Annotated in this window: 14 protein-coding genes and 1 tRNA gene; 13 read left to right on the top strand and 2 right to left on the bottom strand. The window is 60.8% G+C overall.

Annotated features, from left to right (window positions below):
• Positions 1-15: 15 nt before the first annotated feature.
• The 13 genes from ACA041_RS24805 to ACA041_RS24865 all read left to right on the top strand — a co-directional run bounded on the left by ACA041_RS24805 (position 16) and on the right by ACA041_RS24865 (position 14,562).
• Complete coding sequence (locus ACA041_RS24805; protein WP_497438248.1) at positions 16-831, top strand: ABC transporter permease; 816 nt, start codon at positions 16-18, stop codon at positions 829-831.
• 19 nt (positions 832-850) lie between these two features.
• Positions 851-1,639, top strand: a complete 789-nt coding sequence (locus tag ACA041_RS24810; RefSeq protein WP_497438249.1) for an ABC transporter ATP-binding protein — start codon at positions 851-853, stop codon at positions 1,637-1,639.
• 12 nt (positions 1,640-1,651) lie between these two features.
• Positions 1,652-2,377 carry an urea amidolyase associated protein UAAP1 gene (locus ACA041_RS24815; protein WP_497438250.1) on the top strand — a complete coding sequence of 242 codons (726 nt, stop codon included), beginning with the start codon at positions 1,652-1,654 and terminating at the stop codon, positions 2,375-2,377.
• An 11-nt stretch (positions 2,378-2,388) separates the two neighbouring features.
• Complete coding sequence (locus tag ACA041_RS24820; protein ID WP_497438251.1) at positions 2,389-3,030, top strand: urea amidolyase associated protein UAAP2; 642 nt, start codon at positions 2,389-2,391, stop codon at positions 3,028-3,030.
• A 306-nt stretch (positions 3,031-3,336) separates the two neighbouring features.
• Complete coding sequence (uca, locus tag ACA041_RS24825; RefSeq protein ID WP_497438252.1) at positions 3,337-6,981, top strand: urea carboxylase; 3,645 nt, start codon at positions 3,337-3,339, stop codon at positions 6,979-6,981.
• 25 nt (positions 6,982-7,006) lie between these two features.
• Entirely contained in the window at positions 7,007-8,785 is a 1,779-nt protein-coding gene (gene atzF, locus ACA041_RS24830) for an allophanate hydrolase (RefSeq protein ID WP_497438254.1), read from the top strand.
• 219 nt (positions 8,786-9,004) lie between these two features.
• A complete protein-coding gene (locus ACA041_RS24835; protein WP_497438255.1) occupies positions 9,005-10,492 on the top strand; it encodes a sensor domain-containing diguanylate cyclase in 1,488 nt (495 codons plus the stop codon).
• A 6-nt stretch (positions 10,493-10,498) separates the two neighbouring features.
• Positions 10,499-10,693 (top strand): cysteine-rich CWC family protein, encoded by a 195-nt coding sequence (locus ACA041_RS24840; protein ID WP_497438256.1) that lies wholly within the window; start codon positions 10,499-10,501, stop codon positions 10,691-10,693.
• 57 nt (positions 10,694-10,750) lie between these two features.
• Positions 10,751-11,443 carry a pseudouridine synthase gene (locus ACA041_RS24845; protein ID WP_497438257.1) on the top strand — a complete coding sequence of 231 codons (693 nt, stop codon included), beginning with the start codon at positions 10,751-10,753 and terminating at the stop codon, positions 11,441-11,443.
• A gap of 311 nt (positions 11,444-11,754) precedes the next feature.
• Entirely contained in the window at positions 11,755-12,639 is an 885-nt protein-coding gene (locus ACA041_RS24850; protein WP_497438258.1) for an alpha/beta fold hydrolase, read from the top strand.
• A gap of 180 nt (positions 12,640-12,819) precedes the next feature.
• Positions 12,820-12,893, top strand: a tRNA-Gly gene (locus tag ACA041_RS24855).
• 443 nt (positions 12,894-13,336) lie between these two features.
• A complete protein-coding gene (locus ACA041_RS24860; RefSeq protein WP_497438259.1) occupies positions 13,337-13,597 on the top strand; it encodes a short-chain dehydrogenase in 261 nt (86 codons plus the stop codon).
• A gap of 287 nt (positions 13,598-13,884) precedes the next feature.
• Positions 13,885-14,562, top strand: a complete 678-nt coding sequence (locus ACA041_RS24865; protein ID WP_497438260.1) for a glycosyltransferase family 25 protein — start codon at positions 13,885-13,887, stop codon at positions 14,560-14,562.
• A 142-nt stretch (positions 14,563-14,704) separates the two neighbouring features.
• On the opposite strand, the gene tam is transcribed toward ACA041_RS24865, so the two are convergent.
• Together tam and ACA041_RS24875 are read right to left on the bottom strand one after the other, a co-directional pair.
• The gene (gene tam, locus ACA041_RS24870; RefSeq protein ID WP_497438261.1) at positions 14,705-15,475 is read right to left on the bottom strand and encodes a trans-aconitate 2-methyltransferase; all 771 of its coding nucleotides are present in this window, start codon (positions 15,473-15,475) and stop codon (positions 14,705-14,707) included.
• A gap of 80 nt (positions 15,476-15,555) precedes the next feature.
• A complete protein-coding gene (locus tag ACA041_RS24875) occupies positions 15,556-15,696 on the bottom strand; it encodes a hypothetical protein (RefSeq protein ID WP_497438262.1) in 141 nt (46 codons plus the stop codon).
• Between the last annotated feature and the right edge of the window lie 11 nt (positions 15,697-15,707).

Consider the following 15,707-nt stretch of genomic DNA (forward strand, 5'->3'; position numbering starts at 1 on the left):
ACAGGAGGACTGGCCATGCGCCTGATCAATCGCCACCCTGACCGCCCCAGCCGCCTGCTGTTGGTGATCCTGCCGTTCGCCCTGGTGCTGTTCGCCTATTTCATGGGCTCGGCCGAACGACTGACGGACAACCCCAACGACAAACTGCTGCCGAGCGCCGTGCAGATGACCGATGCGGTGAAACGCCTGGCCTTCAGCGCCGACACCCGCACCGGTGAATACCTGCTGTGGCAAGACACTGCCTCCAGCCTGCGCCGGCTGGCGATCGGCCTGGGCATCAGTGCATTGGCCGGGCTGTGCCTGGGCATCGCCGCCGGAACCCTGCCGCTGTTCGGCGCGCCGTTATCGCCATTACTGACGGTGCTGTCGATGGTGCCACCGCTGGCGATCCTGCCGATTCTGTTCATCGTGTTCGGGTTGGGGGAGTTGTCGAAAGTGATGCTGATCGTGATCGGCATCACCCCCTGCCTGGCCCGTGATCTGGAACAGCGCGCCAGGGAAATCCCCGTCGAGTTGCTGATCAAGGCCCAGACCCTCGGCGCCTCGACCTGGACCTTGATGCTGCGCGTGGTCCTGCCGCAATTGCTGCCGCGTTTGCTGATCTCGTTGCGCCTGATGCTGGGCTCGGCGTGGTTGTTCCTGATCGCGGCCGAAGCCATCGCCTCCACCGATGGTCTTGGCTACCGGATATTCCTGGTGCGGCGCTACCTGGCGATGGATGTGATTCTGCCGTACGTGGTGTGGATCACCCTGCTCGCCTGGCTGATGGATTGGGGCCTCAAGCGCCTGACCCAACGGGCCTTCCCCTGGCACGAAGGTGCCCCTAAATGAGTTCTGAAGGAGCGCGGGCATGAGCTTTATCACGGTGAAAAACGTCTGGCAGCAATACGCCGATCAGGTGGTGCTCGAAGGGCTGAACCTGAACGTCAACGAGGGCGAATTCTGCACCCTGGTCGGCGCTTCCGGTTGCGGCAAATCGACCTTCCTGCGCCTGTTGCTTGGCCAGGAACGCGCCAGTCGCGGCGAGATCGTGTTGGACGGCCAGCCCCTCGCTGGCGAGCCGGATGCCAGCCGTGGCGTGGTGTTCCAGCGCTATTCCGTGTTCCCGCACCTGACCGTGCTGGACAACGTCACCCTCGGTCTCGAATTGCCACGTTCGCCACTGCTCGGACGTTTGTTCGGCAGCGCTAAAAAAGATGCCCGGGACCAGGCTTCGGTGCTGCTGCACAAAGTCGGCCTCGGCCACTCGCTGGACAGGTTCCCGGCGCAGCTGTCGGGCGGCATGCAGCAACGGCTGGCCATCGCCCAGGCGCTGATCATGAAACCCCGGGTGTTGCTGCTCGACGAACCCTTCGGTGCGTTGGATCCGGGCATCCGCAAGGACATGCACGGCCTGCTGCTGGAGTTGTGGCGCGAGACGCAACTGACGGTGTTCATGGTCACCCACGACCTGTCCGAAGGCTTCAGCCTCGGCACACGCCTGCTGGTGTTCGACAAGGTCCGCGTCGACCCGCACGCCCCCGGCGCTTACGGCGCACGCATCACCTATGACATCCCTTTGAACAGCGACCGCCGCGCCCATCGCGCTGCCGTCGACGCCCTGCCGGCACCGTTGGCAGGCACGCTTCGTATTGCTTAGAGGAATCTGCAAATGACCGATTCGACCCAACTGTTCCCGCCCTTTGCCGAAGAAATGCTGCCCGGCGGCGGCCATCGCTCATTCGTGCTCAAGCGCGGCCAACTGCTGCGCCTGACCGACCTGCGCGGCGGCGCCAACGTCAGCCTGACGCTGCTCAACGCCAATGAAAAAACCGAACGCCTGAACCTGCCCGACAGCCTCAAATGCCAACACACCGCCAAGCTGACCACGGGCCATTGCCTGTACTCGGACATGGGCCGGGTTCTGGCTGCCATCACTGCGGACACCTGCGGCTGGAGCGACAGCCTCGGCGGTGTGCTCTGCGCTGAAGAGGTCGCGCAAAAATACGGCCAGGGCCGCTATCAGGAACTGCGCAACGGCTTCTTCCGCAACGGCACCGACAACCTGCTGGTGGAGCTGGGCAAGTGGGGGCTGGGCCTGTCCGATCTGTTGATGACGCTCAACCTGTTCAGCCGGGTGAACGTCGATGAGGCCGGAAGTTTCCACTTCGTCGAAGGCAACTCCAAAGCCGGCGATTACATCGAGTTGTATGCGCCAATGGACACGCTGGTGGTGCTCACCGCGCTGCAACATCCAATGGACCCTTCGCTGGAATACGCCCCCAAACCCCTGAAGCTCAGCTGGATGAACGCCGACGCCAGCGTCGCCGAACACTGCCGCACCTCGCGCCCGGAAAACGAGCGCGGCTTCATCAACACCGACCGCCTGTTCGCCTGAGGATCGCTGCCATGTCACTTGCTATCGCTACCACTCACCAGCGGCCTGAAAATGCCGTCTACCGAGCCACCATCCCGGCTGGCGAACCCTGGCTGATGGAGGTCAAGGCCGGCCAGACCCTGCGCATCCTCGACCTGGAAGGCAACCAGGCGGTCGACACCCTGTTCTACAGCGTCGCCAACCCAAGGGAACGTTATGACGTGCAGCGCACCTTGCGCCGGCAGAACAGCGTCTACCTGAGCACCGGCAGCGTGCTCTATTCCAACCTCGGCCAACCGATGCTGACCATCGTCGCCGACACCTGCGGCCGTCACGACACCCTCGGCGGCGCCTGCGCCCAGGAGAGCAACACCGTGCGTTATGCGCTGGAGAAACGCTACATGCACAGCTGCCGCGACAACTATCTACGCGCCTGCGTCCACGATGGGCGACTGGGCAAGGGCGACATCGGCCCCAACATCAATTTCTTCATGAACGTACCGGTCACCGCTGATGGCGGGCTGACCTTTGAAGATGGCATCTCGGCGCCGGGCAAGTACGTCGACCTGCGGGCCGAGATGGACGTGATCGTGCTGATCTCCAACTGCCCGCAATTGAATAATCCGTGCAATGCCTACAACCCTACGCCGGCGGAGGTGTTGGTATGGAACTGAAATTTGCTCGTTTGCGCCGCTGGTTGTTTGCCCTGTGCCAGGCCCGTTCAAGCCAATGCCTCAAATCATCCAGACACCACTAGACCCTGTGGGAGCGAGCTTGCTCGCGATGACGTCAGCACATTCAACATTGGCGTCGACTGACACACCGCAATCGCGAGCAAGCTCGCTCCCACAAGGGGTCCGCGGTGTTCTGAAGAAAAGTGATTCTGCCGCCGGGGACGACCCCGGCGCTCATCGAAAAACTGCGGGACGGCCCGCATCCCAGGTCGAGGCTGATGCGTTATCGCCTCCGGGGGTTATGCCATGTTCGAAAAAGTCCTGATTGCCAACCGCGGCGCCATTGCCTGCCGCATCCTGCGCACCTTGGGTGAGTTGCAGGTCCAGGGTGTCGCCGTCTACTCCGAAGCCGATGCCGCCAGCCTGCATATCCTGCAGGCCGATGAAGCCCACAGCCTGGGTGACGGCGCCGCCACCAGCACCTATCTGATGGTCGTCAAGATTCTCGCCATCGCCAAAGCCACCGGCGCCACGGCGATTCATCCCGGCTATGGCTTCCTCTCGGAAAACGCCGCGTTCGCCGAAGCCTGCGAAGCCGCCGACATCGCCTTCATCGGCCCGACCCCGGAACAGCTGCGGGTCTTTGGCCTGAAGCACACCGCCCGAGCTCTGGCCAGGCAACACGGCGTGCCGATGCTCGAAGGCAGCGAACTGCTCGACAGCCTCGACGCCGCCTTGATCGCGGGGGAACAGGTCGGCTACCCGGTGATGCTCAAGAGCACCGCCGGTGGTGGCGGCATCGGCATGCGTGTGTGCCGCAGCGCAGCCGAATTGAGCGAATCCTTCGAAGCGGTCAAGCGCCTCGGCCAGAACAATTTCAGCGACGCCGGGGTGTTCATCGAGAAGTACATCCAGCGCGCCCGGCACCTGGAAGTCCAAGTGTTCGGCGATGGCCAGGGCGACGTCATTGCCCTTGGCGTGCGCGATTGTTCGGTGCAGCGTCGCAACCAGAAAGTCCTCGAAGAAACCCCGGCACCGAACTTGCCCGAGGGCATGGACGAAGCGCTTTGCGCGGCGGCGATCAAACTGGCGAAAGCGGTGAAGTATCGCAGCGCCGGGACCGTGGAATTCGTCTTCGACAGTGAAGACCAGCGCTTTTACTTTCTGGAAGTGAACACCCGCTTGCAAGTGGAGCACGGAGTCACCGAGCAAGTGTGGGGCGTGGATCTGGTGCGCTGGATGGTGCAACTGGCGGCCGGTGATCTACCGCCGTTAAGTGAGTTGAGCCAAGGATTGAAAGCCGACGGTCATGCGATTCAGGCGCGGCTCTATGCCGAGGATCCGGGACGGGATTTTCAACCGAGCCCCGGCCTGCTCACGGCCGTGAATTTTCCCGCCGCCGATGGCAAGCATCTGCGGATCGACACCTGGGTCGAAGCCGGTTGCGAGATCCCGCCGTACTTCGATCCGATGATCGCCAAGGTCATCAGCTGGGCGCCGACCCGCGAACAGGCCCGCGCCGACCTGCACCAGGCATTGGCCGACAGCTTGCTCTACGGGGTGGAAACCAATCGTGATTACCTGCGGCAGATTCTGCTCGATGCGCCTTTTGCCAGTGGTCAGCCATGGACCCGCTGCCTCGAAGGTCTGGTCTATCAGGCCAACACCTTCGAAGTGCTCAGCGCCGGCACCCAGACCAGCGTCCAGGATTATCCCGGCCGCCTCGGTTACTGGGCGGTGGGCGTGCCGCCATCGGGTCCGATGGACAGTCGCGCGTTGCGCCTGGGCAACCTTTTGCTGGGTAATGACGAAGGTGCGGCGGCGCTGGAAATCACCATGAGCGGCCCCTTGCTGCGTTTCAATTGCGATGCGGTGGTGGCGGTGACCGGGGCGGTGATTCCACTGACGTTGAACGGTGAAATCGTAGCGATGAACACGGCGCTGCTGGTTCCGGCGGGCGCCACCCTGAGCCTCGGCACGATTGCCGGCGCTGGTGCTCGCAGCTATCTGTGCCTGCGCGGCGGTCTGCAAGTGCCGGATTATCTGGGCAGTAAAAGCACCTTCACCCTGGGGCAGTTCGGTGGCCATGGTGGCCGAGCGTTGCGAGCCGGGGATGTGTTGCATGTCCCGGCGTTGGGCGATCGCCATACCGGCCTGCAACTGCCTGAAGAACAGCTCGCCGAGTTGCCTGCCGTGCGACACATCCGCGTGATCTACGGCCCTCACGGCGCACCGGAATACTTTACCGAAAACTACATCGGCACCTTCTTCGCCACCCAATGGGAAGTGCATTTCAACTCCAGCCGCACCGGCGTACGACTGATAGGACCGAAGCCGGAATGGGTGCGGGCCGACGGCGGTGAGGCGGGACTGCATCCGTCGAATATCCATGACAACCCGTATGCCATTGGCGCGGTGGATTTCACCGGGGACATGCCGGTAATCCTCGGCCCCGACGGCCCGAGCCTGGGAGGGTTCGTGTGCCCGGTGACGGTGATCGAGGCGGATCTCTGGCAGCTGGGGCAACTCAAGGCCGGGGACAAGTTGCAATTTTTCCCCGTCAATCTCAGGACCGCCCGCCACTTGGCCTTGAAATGGAATCACTGTGGGAGCGAGCTTGCTCGCGATGACGGCGGCACATCCAGCATTGATGTGACTGACACAAAGCTATCGCGAGCAAGCTCGCTCCCACAGGGGTTTGTGTCGCCGGTGATGTTGGATATTGGTCAGGACGTTACGCGGCTGGTAGCGAGACTGTCAGGCGATACGCACCTGCTGCTGGAAATCGGAGCCCCCGAGTTGGACCTCGTCCTGCGCTTCCGCGCCCACGCCCTCATGCAAGCCCTGGAAAGCAAACACCTCCACGGCGTCATCGACCTGACCCCGGGCATCCGCTCGCTGCAAGTGCACTACCAGCCGGAACAACTGCCACTGGCCGACCTGCTCGGCATCGTCGCCGGTGAATGGGATGCCGTGTGCGCCGCCCGGGACCTGCAAGTGCCCTCGCGCATCGTCCACCTGCCGCTGTCCTGGGACGATCCGGCCTGTCAGCTGGCGATCGAGAAATACATGACCACCGTGCGCAAGGACGCTCCATGGTGCCCGAGCAATCTGGAGTTCATCCGTCGCATCAACGACCTGCCGAACCTCGACGAAGTGCAGCGCACGGTATTCGACGCCAGCTACCTGGTGATGGGCCTGGGCGACGTCTACCTCGGCGCGCCGGTCGCCACCCCGCTCGACCCGCGGCATCGCCTGGTGACCACCAAGTACAACCCGGCCCGAACCTGGACCGCGGAAAACTCGGTGGGCATCGGCGGCGCCTACATGTGCGTGTACGGCATGGAAGGCCCCGGCGGTTATCAGTTCGTCGGGCGTACCTTGCAGATGTGGAACCGTTACCGTGAGGTCGCGGCGTTCGATGGCAAACCCTGGCTGCTGCGTTTCTTCGATCAGATCCGCTTCTACCCGGTCAGCGCCGATGAGCTGCTGCGCATTCGACGGGATTTCCCCCTCGGGCGTTTCGATCTGAACATCGAGCACAGCCAGTTGAATCTGGCCGATTACCAGGCGTTCCTGACCAAAGAAGCCGAGACCATTGCCGCGTTTCGCGACCAGCAACAGGGCGCGTTCAACGCCGAACGCGAGCGTTGGAACGCCAGCGGCCAGGCGCATTTCGACAGCGAAGAAGCGGCGCCGGAAGCCACCGAAGACGCACCGCTGGCCAGCGGTCAACAGAGCGTCGACAGCCACATCGCCGGCAACCTCTGGCAGGTCCAGGTGGAGGCCGGCAGCCGGGTCGCCGCCGGTGATGTACTGGTGATTCTGGAATCGATGAAGATGGAAATCCCCCTGCTCGCCCCCGTGGCCGGCGTGGTGCGCGAGATTCGCGTGCAGCCGGGGTCGGCGGTGCGCGCCGGACAGCGCATCGTGGTGCTGGAACTCGAGTGAACCCATTTTTAAAAGGATTAAACCCATGAACATCAATCTGCAACTCGATGCCCTGCGCAACGCTTATCGCGTGGGCAACATCACGCCCCGTCAATTGCTGCTGAGCCTGCGCGAAAAAGCCGCGGCGCTTAACCCGGACTACCACCTGTTCATCCACCTGCTCAGTGTTGAAGAACTGGAACCGTACCTCGCGGCTCTCGACGGTCGCGATCTCGACGACCTGCCATTGTACGGCGTGCCGTTCGCGATCAAGGACAACATCGACCTGGCGGGCATTGCGACCACGGCGGCGTGCCCGGCGTTTGCTTATGTGCCGCAGCGTTCGGCGACCATCGTCGAGCAGCTGCTGGCGCTGGGGGCGATTCCGCTGGGCAAGACCAACCTCGATCAGTTCGCCACTGGCCTCAACGGCAGTCGCTCGCCTTATGGCGCATGTCCCAACAGCGTGTTGCCGGAATATCCGTCGGGCGGTTCCAGCGCCGGTTCTTCGCTGGCGGTGGCGCTTGGGGTGGCGAGTTTTTCCCTGGGCACCGATACGGCAGGTTCCGGGCGAGTACCGGCGGCCTTGAATAATCTGGTCGGGCTGAAAGCCACCAAGGGGTTGATCTCCACGGCGGGCGTGGTGCCGGCCTGCCGCACGCTCGATTGCGTCACGACCTTTACCGCCACTGCCCGGGAAGCCAGTCAGTTGCTGGCGCTCACCGCCCACCTCGACCCGCGGGATGAATACAGCCGCACAAACCCGCTGTGGAATGACGGCTCGGCGTTCGGCACACCGCGGGCCTTCCGTTTCGGCGTGCCGCGTACACAGGACCTGGAGTTCTTCGGTTGCCCTGAGGGACCGCTGTTGTTCAGCGATGCCATCGATCAGCTCAAGGCGTTGGGCGGTGATGCCGTGGAGCTGGATTTATCGCCATTCCTGGAAGCGGCACGCCTGCTCTACGAAGGGCCGTGGGTGGCCGAGCGCTACAGCGTGGCCGGCAAGTTGATGGAGCAAAACCCCGAAGCCGTGCTGCCGGTGATTCGCGCGGTACTGGCCAAGGCGCCCGCAGTGAGCGGCGTGCAAACCTTCCGTGCCCAGTATCGCCTGCAAGCCTTGAAGGCGCAGTGCGACCAGGCGCTGGAAGGACTCGATTGCGTGCTCACCCCCACCCTCGGCCGCCCGGTGACACTGGCGGAACTGGCGGCCGAACCGGTAGTGCGCAACTCGGAACTGGGCTACTACACCAACTTCATGAACCTGCTCGATTACGCCGCCGTCGCCGTGCCCAGCGGCTTTATGGGCAATGGCCTGCCGTGGGGCGTGACGTTGTTTGGCCGGGCATTTACCGATCAGTATTTGTTGGGGGTGGCGGATACGCTGCAGCGTCAGCAAGGTTTGGCGATCCCTGCACCGACGACTGTCGCGCGCAATGATCGTGCGCGGTTGGTGGTGTGTGGTGCGCATCTGGATGGATTGGCGTTGAACTGGCAATTGAAGCGGCGCGGGGCTCGGTTGGTTGAAGCCACTCAGAGCTCTCCCGACTATCAGCTTTACGCGCTGGCCGGCGGTCCACCACTGCGCCCCGGCATGGTTCGAGTGAAGGAAGGTGGTGTCGCAATCGCAGTGGAAGTCTGGGAATTGCCGAGCAGTGAGTTGGGTTCGTTCCTGACCGGGATTCCGGCACCGCTGGGACTGGGCAAGGTGCAACTGGCGGACGGGCGTTGGGAGAGCGGTTTTATCTGCGAGGCGTATGGGTTGGAGGAGGCGGTGGATATCAGTCACCTGGGCGGGTGGAGGGCTTATCTGAAAGATCGGCGTTGATCTCCCGATTCGCGAGCAAGTCGGATCGCCGCACCGCCGCTCCCACAGGTATTGCGCGGACCTTGTGGGAGCGGGCTTGCTCCGGGCGGCGTTCCGACGAAGGCGTCGGTCCAGGCGCCATCGTCCCTGATCCGTGCCGATTCACCCCACAAATCCCGCAGTTATTTCCCCAAAGTGCCACTAGAATACTTGCCATCGGATTACTGCAACGGAATCGTCATGCCGCTTCGCTCGCCGCTGTATTCGCAACGTTCGTTGGTGCTCACGCTGATTGCATTGCTGGGCGCAGGATTCCTGGCCACTTCCTTCCTCAGCTACTACGCCTCGCGGGCGTCGATCCGCGACAGCATCGTCAATACCGAATTGCCGCTGACGTCGGACACGGTCTATTCGGAAATCCAGAAAGACCTGGTCAGACCGATCCTGATTTCCTCGATGATGTCCCGCGACACCTTCATGCGGGACTGGGTGGTCAACGGCGAAAACGACCCCGGGCAGATGACTCGCTACCTCGACGAGGTCATGACCCACTACGGCGCCTACACCGCGTTTTTCGTCTCCAACGGCACACTGACCTACTACCACGCCAAAGGTGTGCTCAAGCAGGTCAAGGTCGATGAGCCCCGCGACGCCTGGTATTTCCGCGTACGCGACATGGCCGCCCCCTACGAGATCAACGTCGACCCGGACCTTGCCAACAAGGACAACCTGACCTTCTTCATCAACTACAAGGTCTACGACTACAACAACCGCTTCATCGGCGCGGCGGGTGTCGGCCTGACGGTCGATGCGGTGATCAAGCTGATCGACAAGTACCAGCAGCGCTACCAGCGCAGCGTGTATTTCGTCGACACCTTCGGGCGCCTGGTGCTTACCGGCGCCGAAGGCGGCCCCCAAGGCGCACGGGTCGGGCAGACCCTCGGCGAACTCGACAGCATGAAAAGCCTGGTCAGCCAACTGCCCAAACCCCACAGCGGCAGTTACGAATACTCCGTCCAGGGCCAGGGCCATTTCCTCAACGTGCGCTTTATTCCGGAGCTGAACTGGTATTTGTTCGTCGACAAACGCGAAGATGGCGCCCTCAACGAGATTCGCCAGTCGCTGTACCTCAACCTGCTGATCTGCCTGATCGTCACCCTAACCGTGCTGGCCCTGCTCAACCGGGTGATCAAGCGCTATCAGGGCAAAATCCAGACTCAGGCAACCCTCGACAGCCTGACTGAACTGCCAAACCGTCGCGGCTTCGACCTGCTGGCCGCGCAAGCCATGCACGAAGCCCGGCGCGAGCCCAGGCCAATGACCGCGCTGTTGCTGGATCTGGACCACTTCAAGGCCTTGAACGACACCTACGGCCATCTGGCCGGCGATCAGGTGCTGATCGGCTTCGCACGGGACCTGGAGAGTTGCCTGCGGCACTCCGACATCGTCTGCCGCTGGGGCGGTGAAGAATTCATCGTGTTGCTCAAGGACACCGACGGTCACACCGGCAAGATGATCGCCGAGAAGATCCGCCGGCATGTCGAAGAACAGCGTTATGCCTATAACGATAAGCAACTGCGCCTGACGGTGAGCATTGGCCTGACCACCCTGCAAGCGGATGACACCTTGCACACGCTACTGTCGCGGGCCGATCAAGCGATGTATCGTGCCAAGCATTCCGGTCGTAACCGCACCTGCGTGGAAATGCCTCACTCCAGTTATGCATAGTCCTACATGAACAAGCCAGAATTCTGCCCGGCCTGCGGCGCCTCCAACGACTGCACCCTGGCCGACCCTCGAACCGCCGATCGGGCCTGCTGGTGCTACGGCGTCAGCATCGACCCGGCGGTGCTCGAAGCGCTGCCGCCTGAACTGCGCGACAAGTCCTGCCTGTGCCCACGCTGCGCTCAGGTCGAGGTGCAGTTGTAAGCAACCGCGCGGCCAATCACGTAAGATGCGCGACCCTTTTCACACCGATCTCCAGTCATGCGCGTTGACCGTTTCCTCAGCAACCTGCCCCGCTTCAACCGTCAGCAAGTGCGCCTGTTGCTGGTGGAAAAGCGCGTCAGGATCGACGGAAAAATCATCAGCGACACTCACGCCGAGGTCTCGGAGTTCAGCCGCGTCGAGGTCGATGAGCAAGTATTGCAAGTCGGCAAACCCGCTCGCTACTTCATGCTGCACAAGCCAGCCGGCTGCGTCAGCGCCACCCGCGATCCACAACACCCGACCGTACTCGACCTGATCCATGAACCGGACAAGCACGAGCTGCACATCGCCGGTCGCCTGGATTACAACACCACCGGTCTGATGCTGATCACCAACGACGGCAGCTGGTCGCGACGCCTGACCCAACCGCAGACCAAACTGCCCAAGGTCTATTACGTCGAGACCGAGCAGGCCATTGGTCCCGAGTACGCGCTCACATTCACCAGGGGCCTTTACTTCGCTTTCGAAGACCTCACCACCCAACCCGCCGAACTGGTGGTGCTCGGGCCGAAATCGGCACGGTTGAGCATCGTCGAAGGCCGTTATCACCAGGTGAAGCGCATGTTCGGCCACTTCGACAACAAAGTGTTGCGCCTGCACCGCGAAAGCATGGGGCCGCTGCTGCTCGACAGTGCGCTAAAACCGGGCGAGTACCGCGCATTGTGCACCGAAGAGATCCAAATGATCTAAGCAGGCGACCGCTCAGCAGAAGTTGTCGAACAATTCACGAAAGATACTTGCGCGAGGACGTGACCCCTGCTTGAATCAGGACGTCGGCCGAAATGTGACCGACGAGTCACAACATACTTCTAAGAAACTTTTTGCTGGTCGAGAACCCTCAGGTTCCGCTGTCCCCCGGCAGACTGCCCGCCAATAACAATACCCGTCGACCGGACTGTTTTGGATCGACATGGGCTCCAAATTCCAGGCGCATGCCTACCTGTCACAAAGCTCGTGCAATCTGATTTGCGCGCATACCCGCTTGCTTGGAGTCTTATGACATGAGGCCAGAAATCGCTGTGCTGGATATACAGGGTCAGTACCGGGTTTACACGGAGTTCTATCGCGCAGACGCCGCAGAGAAGACCATTATCCTGGTCAACGGCTCGATGGCCACGACTGCGTCGTTTGCACAAACCGTGAAAAACCTTCACCCGCAATTCAATGTGGTCTGCTACGACCAGCCCTACGCGGGCAAGTCAAAAGCCCACAACCTGCATGAGAAATTGCTGACCAAGGAAGTCGAAGGGCAGATCCTGCTGGAGCTGATCGACCACTTCGCCGCCGAACACGTGCTGTCGTTTTCCTGGGGTGGCGCCGCAACCCTGGTGGCCCTGGCCCAGCAGCCACGGCGTATCGAAAAAGCCGTGATCAGCTCGTTCTCCCCGGAGATCAACTCGCACATGCTCGACTACCTCGAGCGCGGCGTCGATTACCTCGGCAGCCGGGACGGCGACCGCGTCGGCAACCTGGTGAACAGCACCATCGGCAAACACCTGCCGACCCTGTTCAAGCGCTTCAACTATCGTCACGTCAGCAGCCTGGCCGATCATGAATACGGGCAGATGCACTTCCACATCAGCGACCTGCTGCACAGCGATCGCCAGTGCTTCTTCAAGGCTGCGCAGAAAATCAACGTGCCGGTGCTGTTCATGAACGGCGAATGGGACGAGTACACCGCCGCCGAGGGCGCCCGGTTGTTCGCCGACCATGTGCAGGACGCCACCTTCAGCACCCTGCAGGCCACCGGCCACTTTCTCGACATGGAGCACAAAGCTGCCTGCCGGGATAGCCGCAACGCACTGCTGGGCTTCCTGAAACCGGCGCCACAGGCAAGCCGACCGCGTTACCACTACGTCCAGGACCACCATGCACTGGCTATCTGAAACAGAGTCATCGCGAGCGAGCTTCGCCCTACAACGTTGAACGTATCCCTGTAGGAGCGAGGCTTGCCCGCGAACGACCGTTACGCGGTTCCTGGTTTTGATTTCCAGTGCTAAATGCAATACGTACAAAGAAAAACTTCAAATCCATGCGCACATCTGGTACAAAGTCAGCCGCTCTGAGCGGGTGTCGTATAATGGCATTACTCCAGCTTCCCAAGCTGATAACGAGGGTTCGATTCCCTTCACCCGCTCCAATCGAATTTCAGTCTCACGTCGTTTTTTGACGGGGGATGCAGGTAAAGAAAAAACCGGCCTTGATGGCCGGTTTTTTTGTGTCTGGAATTTGGTGGGATTGAGCTCATTTCTTAAGAATAAATCGCCCTTAATTTCGTTCGTCCCCTCGTCCATTTTCCGCTGGCCGATGAGTGAATGCTTCGGCAAGTAGGCGCCTACCCTGAAGCCTGGTAACGTTTTTTTCGCAAATCGCGGATTTAGTATCAAATTTTATCCAGCATTAACATTTTCACAGCTACGAAAATTATCGTTTTCGCATAAGATCGGTCTTCTGTTAGCGTTTTTCTTGCCTCAGTAAGTCCCTGCAAGCCGGCATTCTGGGGCGTGATGCCATCGGACTGGGCTTGCGGCGCTCGCCTGTGTTTGCAATTGTGGGGGGTAGACATCGATTCGCCTGAAGGCGATGAGCTGGAAATTCAGCAACGCCGACGACCTTCCCTCGCTATATGTGAACACTACCCAACCGCTGCACTCACTGCTCAGCACCGCCCGTTACAGAATTGGTGCGGTGACACAGGTCCTGGAAAACCTCGCGATGCGCGGCGACATCTCCACTGATTCGGTGATTCTCAGTGATTTCGCCCTGCTTTGCTGCATACCCTTGCGCGATGGTTGCGATGTTCTGGATGTCGTGGCGCGACGTATGGATGCGGAACCGTCTTGACGAGATCAAGCAACGATTAATGCGATAACACACCAATAAAAAGAACAGGTGACCTGTAGTGTCACCTGTCCTTTTTTGCATGAGCGAATCGCGACCGTAAACAACCGCGGGAACGGCAGCAGCACCAAGCCATCGTCCACTACTGGATAAACCCGGCTGCTGTGCCGTGTCGCCTCTGGTAACAAGTTCCTTTGGTGAGGGTGTATCAGTTTTGACATAATTTGACTCTTAGAAATAGAAAAGCCCTCTAGCCAAGGCTTTTCGGCACATTTTTTGGGAGTTGGTTGGTGTCAAAAAGGACTACGGCAGTAAGCGAAAAAATTGAATTTGCGGTGGATGACGTTTATTGCATATCCCTCAGGGATCGCTCGGATCGAAGGGAGTTGTTCCGGCAATCAGTGCAAAGCCTGATCAAAAACCCGGTGACTTTTCACGTCGTGGAAAAGAATCCTGACCCTGTTCGCGGCTGTTATGAGTCGCATCAGGAGCTGGCAAGGCTTGCCCTGGAGCGTGGACTGGACAGGGTTTTGATCTTTGAAGACGACGTAGCACCGTATGAGTTGAAGGTTGCGCCTATCCGCTGGATCAACAGGTTCATTCTGACCCGCCGGTTTCAGGTCCTGCATCTGGGCTACAGCATGGGCCGCACCTGGCTGACCTGGTTCCCGTTCATTGCCCGAGGACGCGTGGTGGCACTGCACGCCTACATCCTCTCGCGTGAAGGTTGCCAGTTGCTGGTGGACACGCCCTACAGCGGCACGCCCGTTGATGTGATTTTCAAGAAACGCATCAAGCAGCATTGCGCGTTCCCCATGCTGTTCCGGCAGCATGGCGCGGCCACGACAGGGAGCGACATCGAGACCCAGGTGAAAAACGAGGATGAATGGTGGCAGCGCAATTGGGACAGGCACCGGGCATCGCCTGTTAAAAACTTCTGGCGGACGATGCTCAGGCTGAGTTTCTGAGGGTTCGTGATGGCCTTTGTAGGAGCGAGCTTGCTCCGGGCGGCGTTCCGACGAAGATCTCAAGGGCAACGCGTTCATTCAGAAGGAACGCGTTATCGTTAACGTCCTTCGCGGGCAAGCCTCCCTCCTACAGGGGGCGGTGTCAGCGGGTTGCGACGATGAATAGACGCGGGAACGGCAGCAGTACCGAGCCATCTTCCAATGCCGGATAAGCCTGCCCGATGGCGGCCTGGTATTGTTTGAGATACTGCGCCCGCTCTGTCTCATCCAGGGGATCGAGAAACGGCCGCAAACCGCTGCCCTTGAACCACTCGACCACGCCGGAAGCGCCGCCCGCCAGCGGGTGATGGTAAGTGGTACGCCACACATCAACTCGTGAGCAGCGAGATCGCAGCATCGAGTAATAGCCGCTGGCACTTTCCATTTCGGTTCGCTGCCCGGCAGCTCCCGCCAGTTTTGCAGCCCACGGGCCGTTGGCGGCAACCTCGCGCATCAAGCGATGCGAGGGTTCGTCGAGGTTGTCCGGCATCTGGATAGCCAGGCTGCCACCAGACGCCAGCTTGCTTGCCAGTGCGGGCAACAAGGTCGCGTGATCAGGCAGCCACTGCAACACTGCGTTGGCGAAGATCACATCGAAAGGGCCGGTATCGTTCCAGGTATCAATGTCAGCCGTATCGAATTGCACCTGCGGTAAACGCTTGCGGGCGGCGTCGATCATATCGGATGAACTGTCCAGTCCCCGTACCGAGGCACTGGCGAAGCGTTGCACCAGCAACTCAGTCGAGTTGCCGGGGCCGCAACCGATGTCGATGGCCGAACGCACGTCCGTGCCGGGAATCGCCGCCAACAGGTCGCGAGCCGGGCGCGTGCGTTCATCTTCAAAAGCGACGTATTGTCTGGCGGACCAACTCATTGCGTTCTCCTGTCGGTGCATGGTCATGGGCAAGCCGCTACGATACCTCGGTCGACCCGCTCTGCCCTACCCCGCAACCTCTACTTATCCCCCTTCTCCTGCATCTGCACCGATGACTTGGTGCCATCCGTATTGTCCTTGGTTTCATTATCCGAATTGTCGAAACAGCCTTGCAACGCGAGCAGGCTGCAGCAAAGGCAAAGCGTACGGACGAGGTTCATGGTGTTCTCCA

Source organism: Pseudomonas sp. LBUM1676, assembly GCF_059695605.1.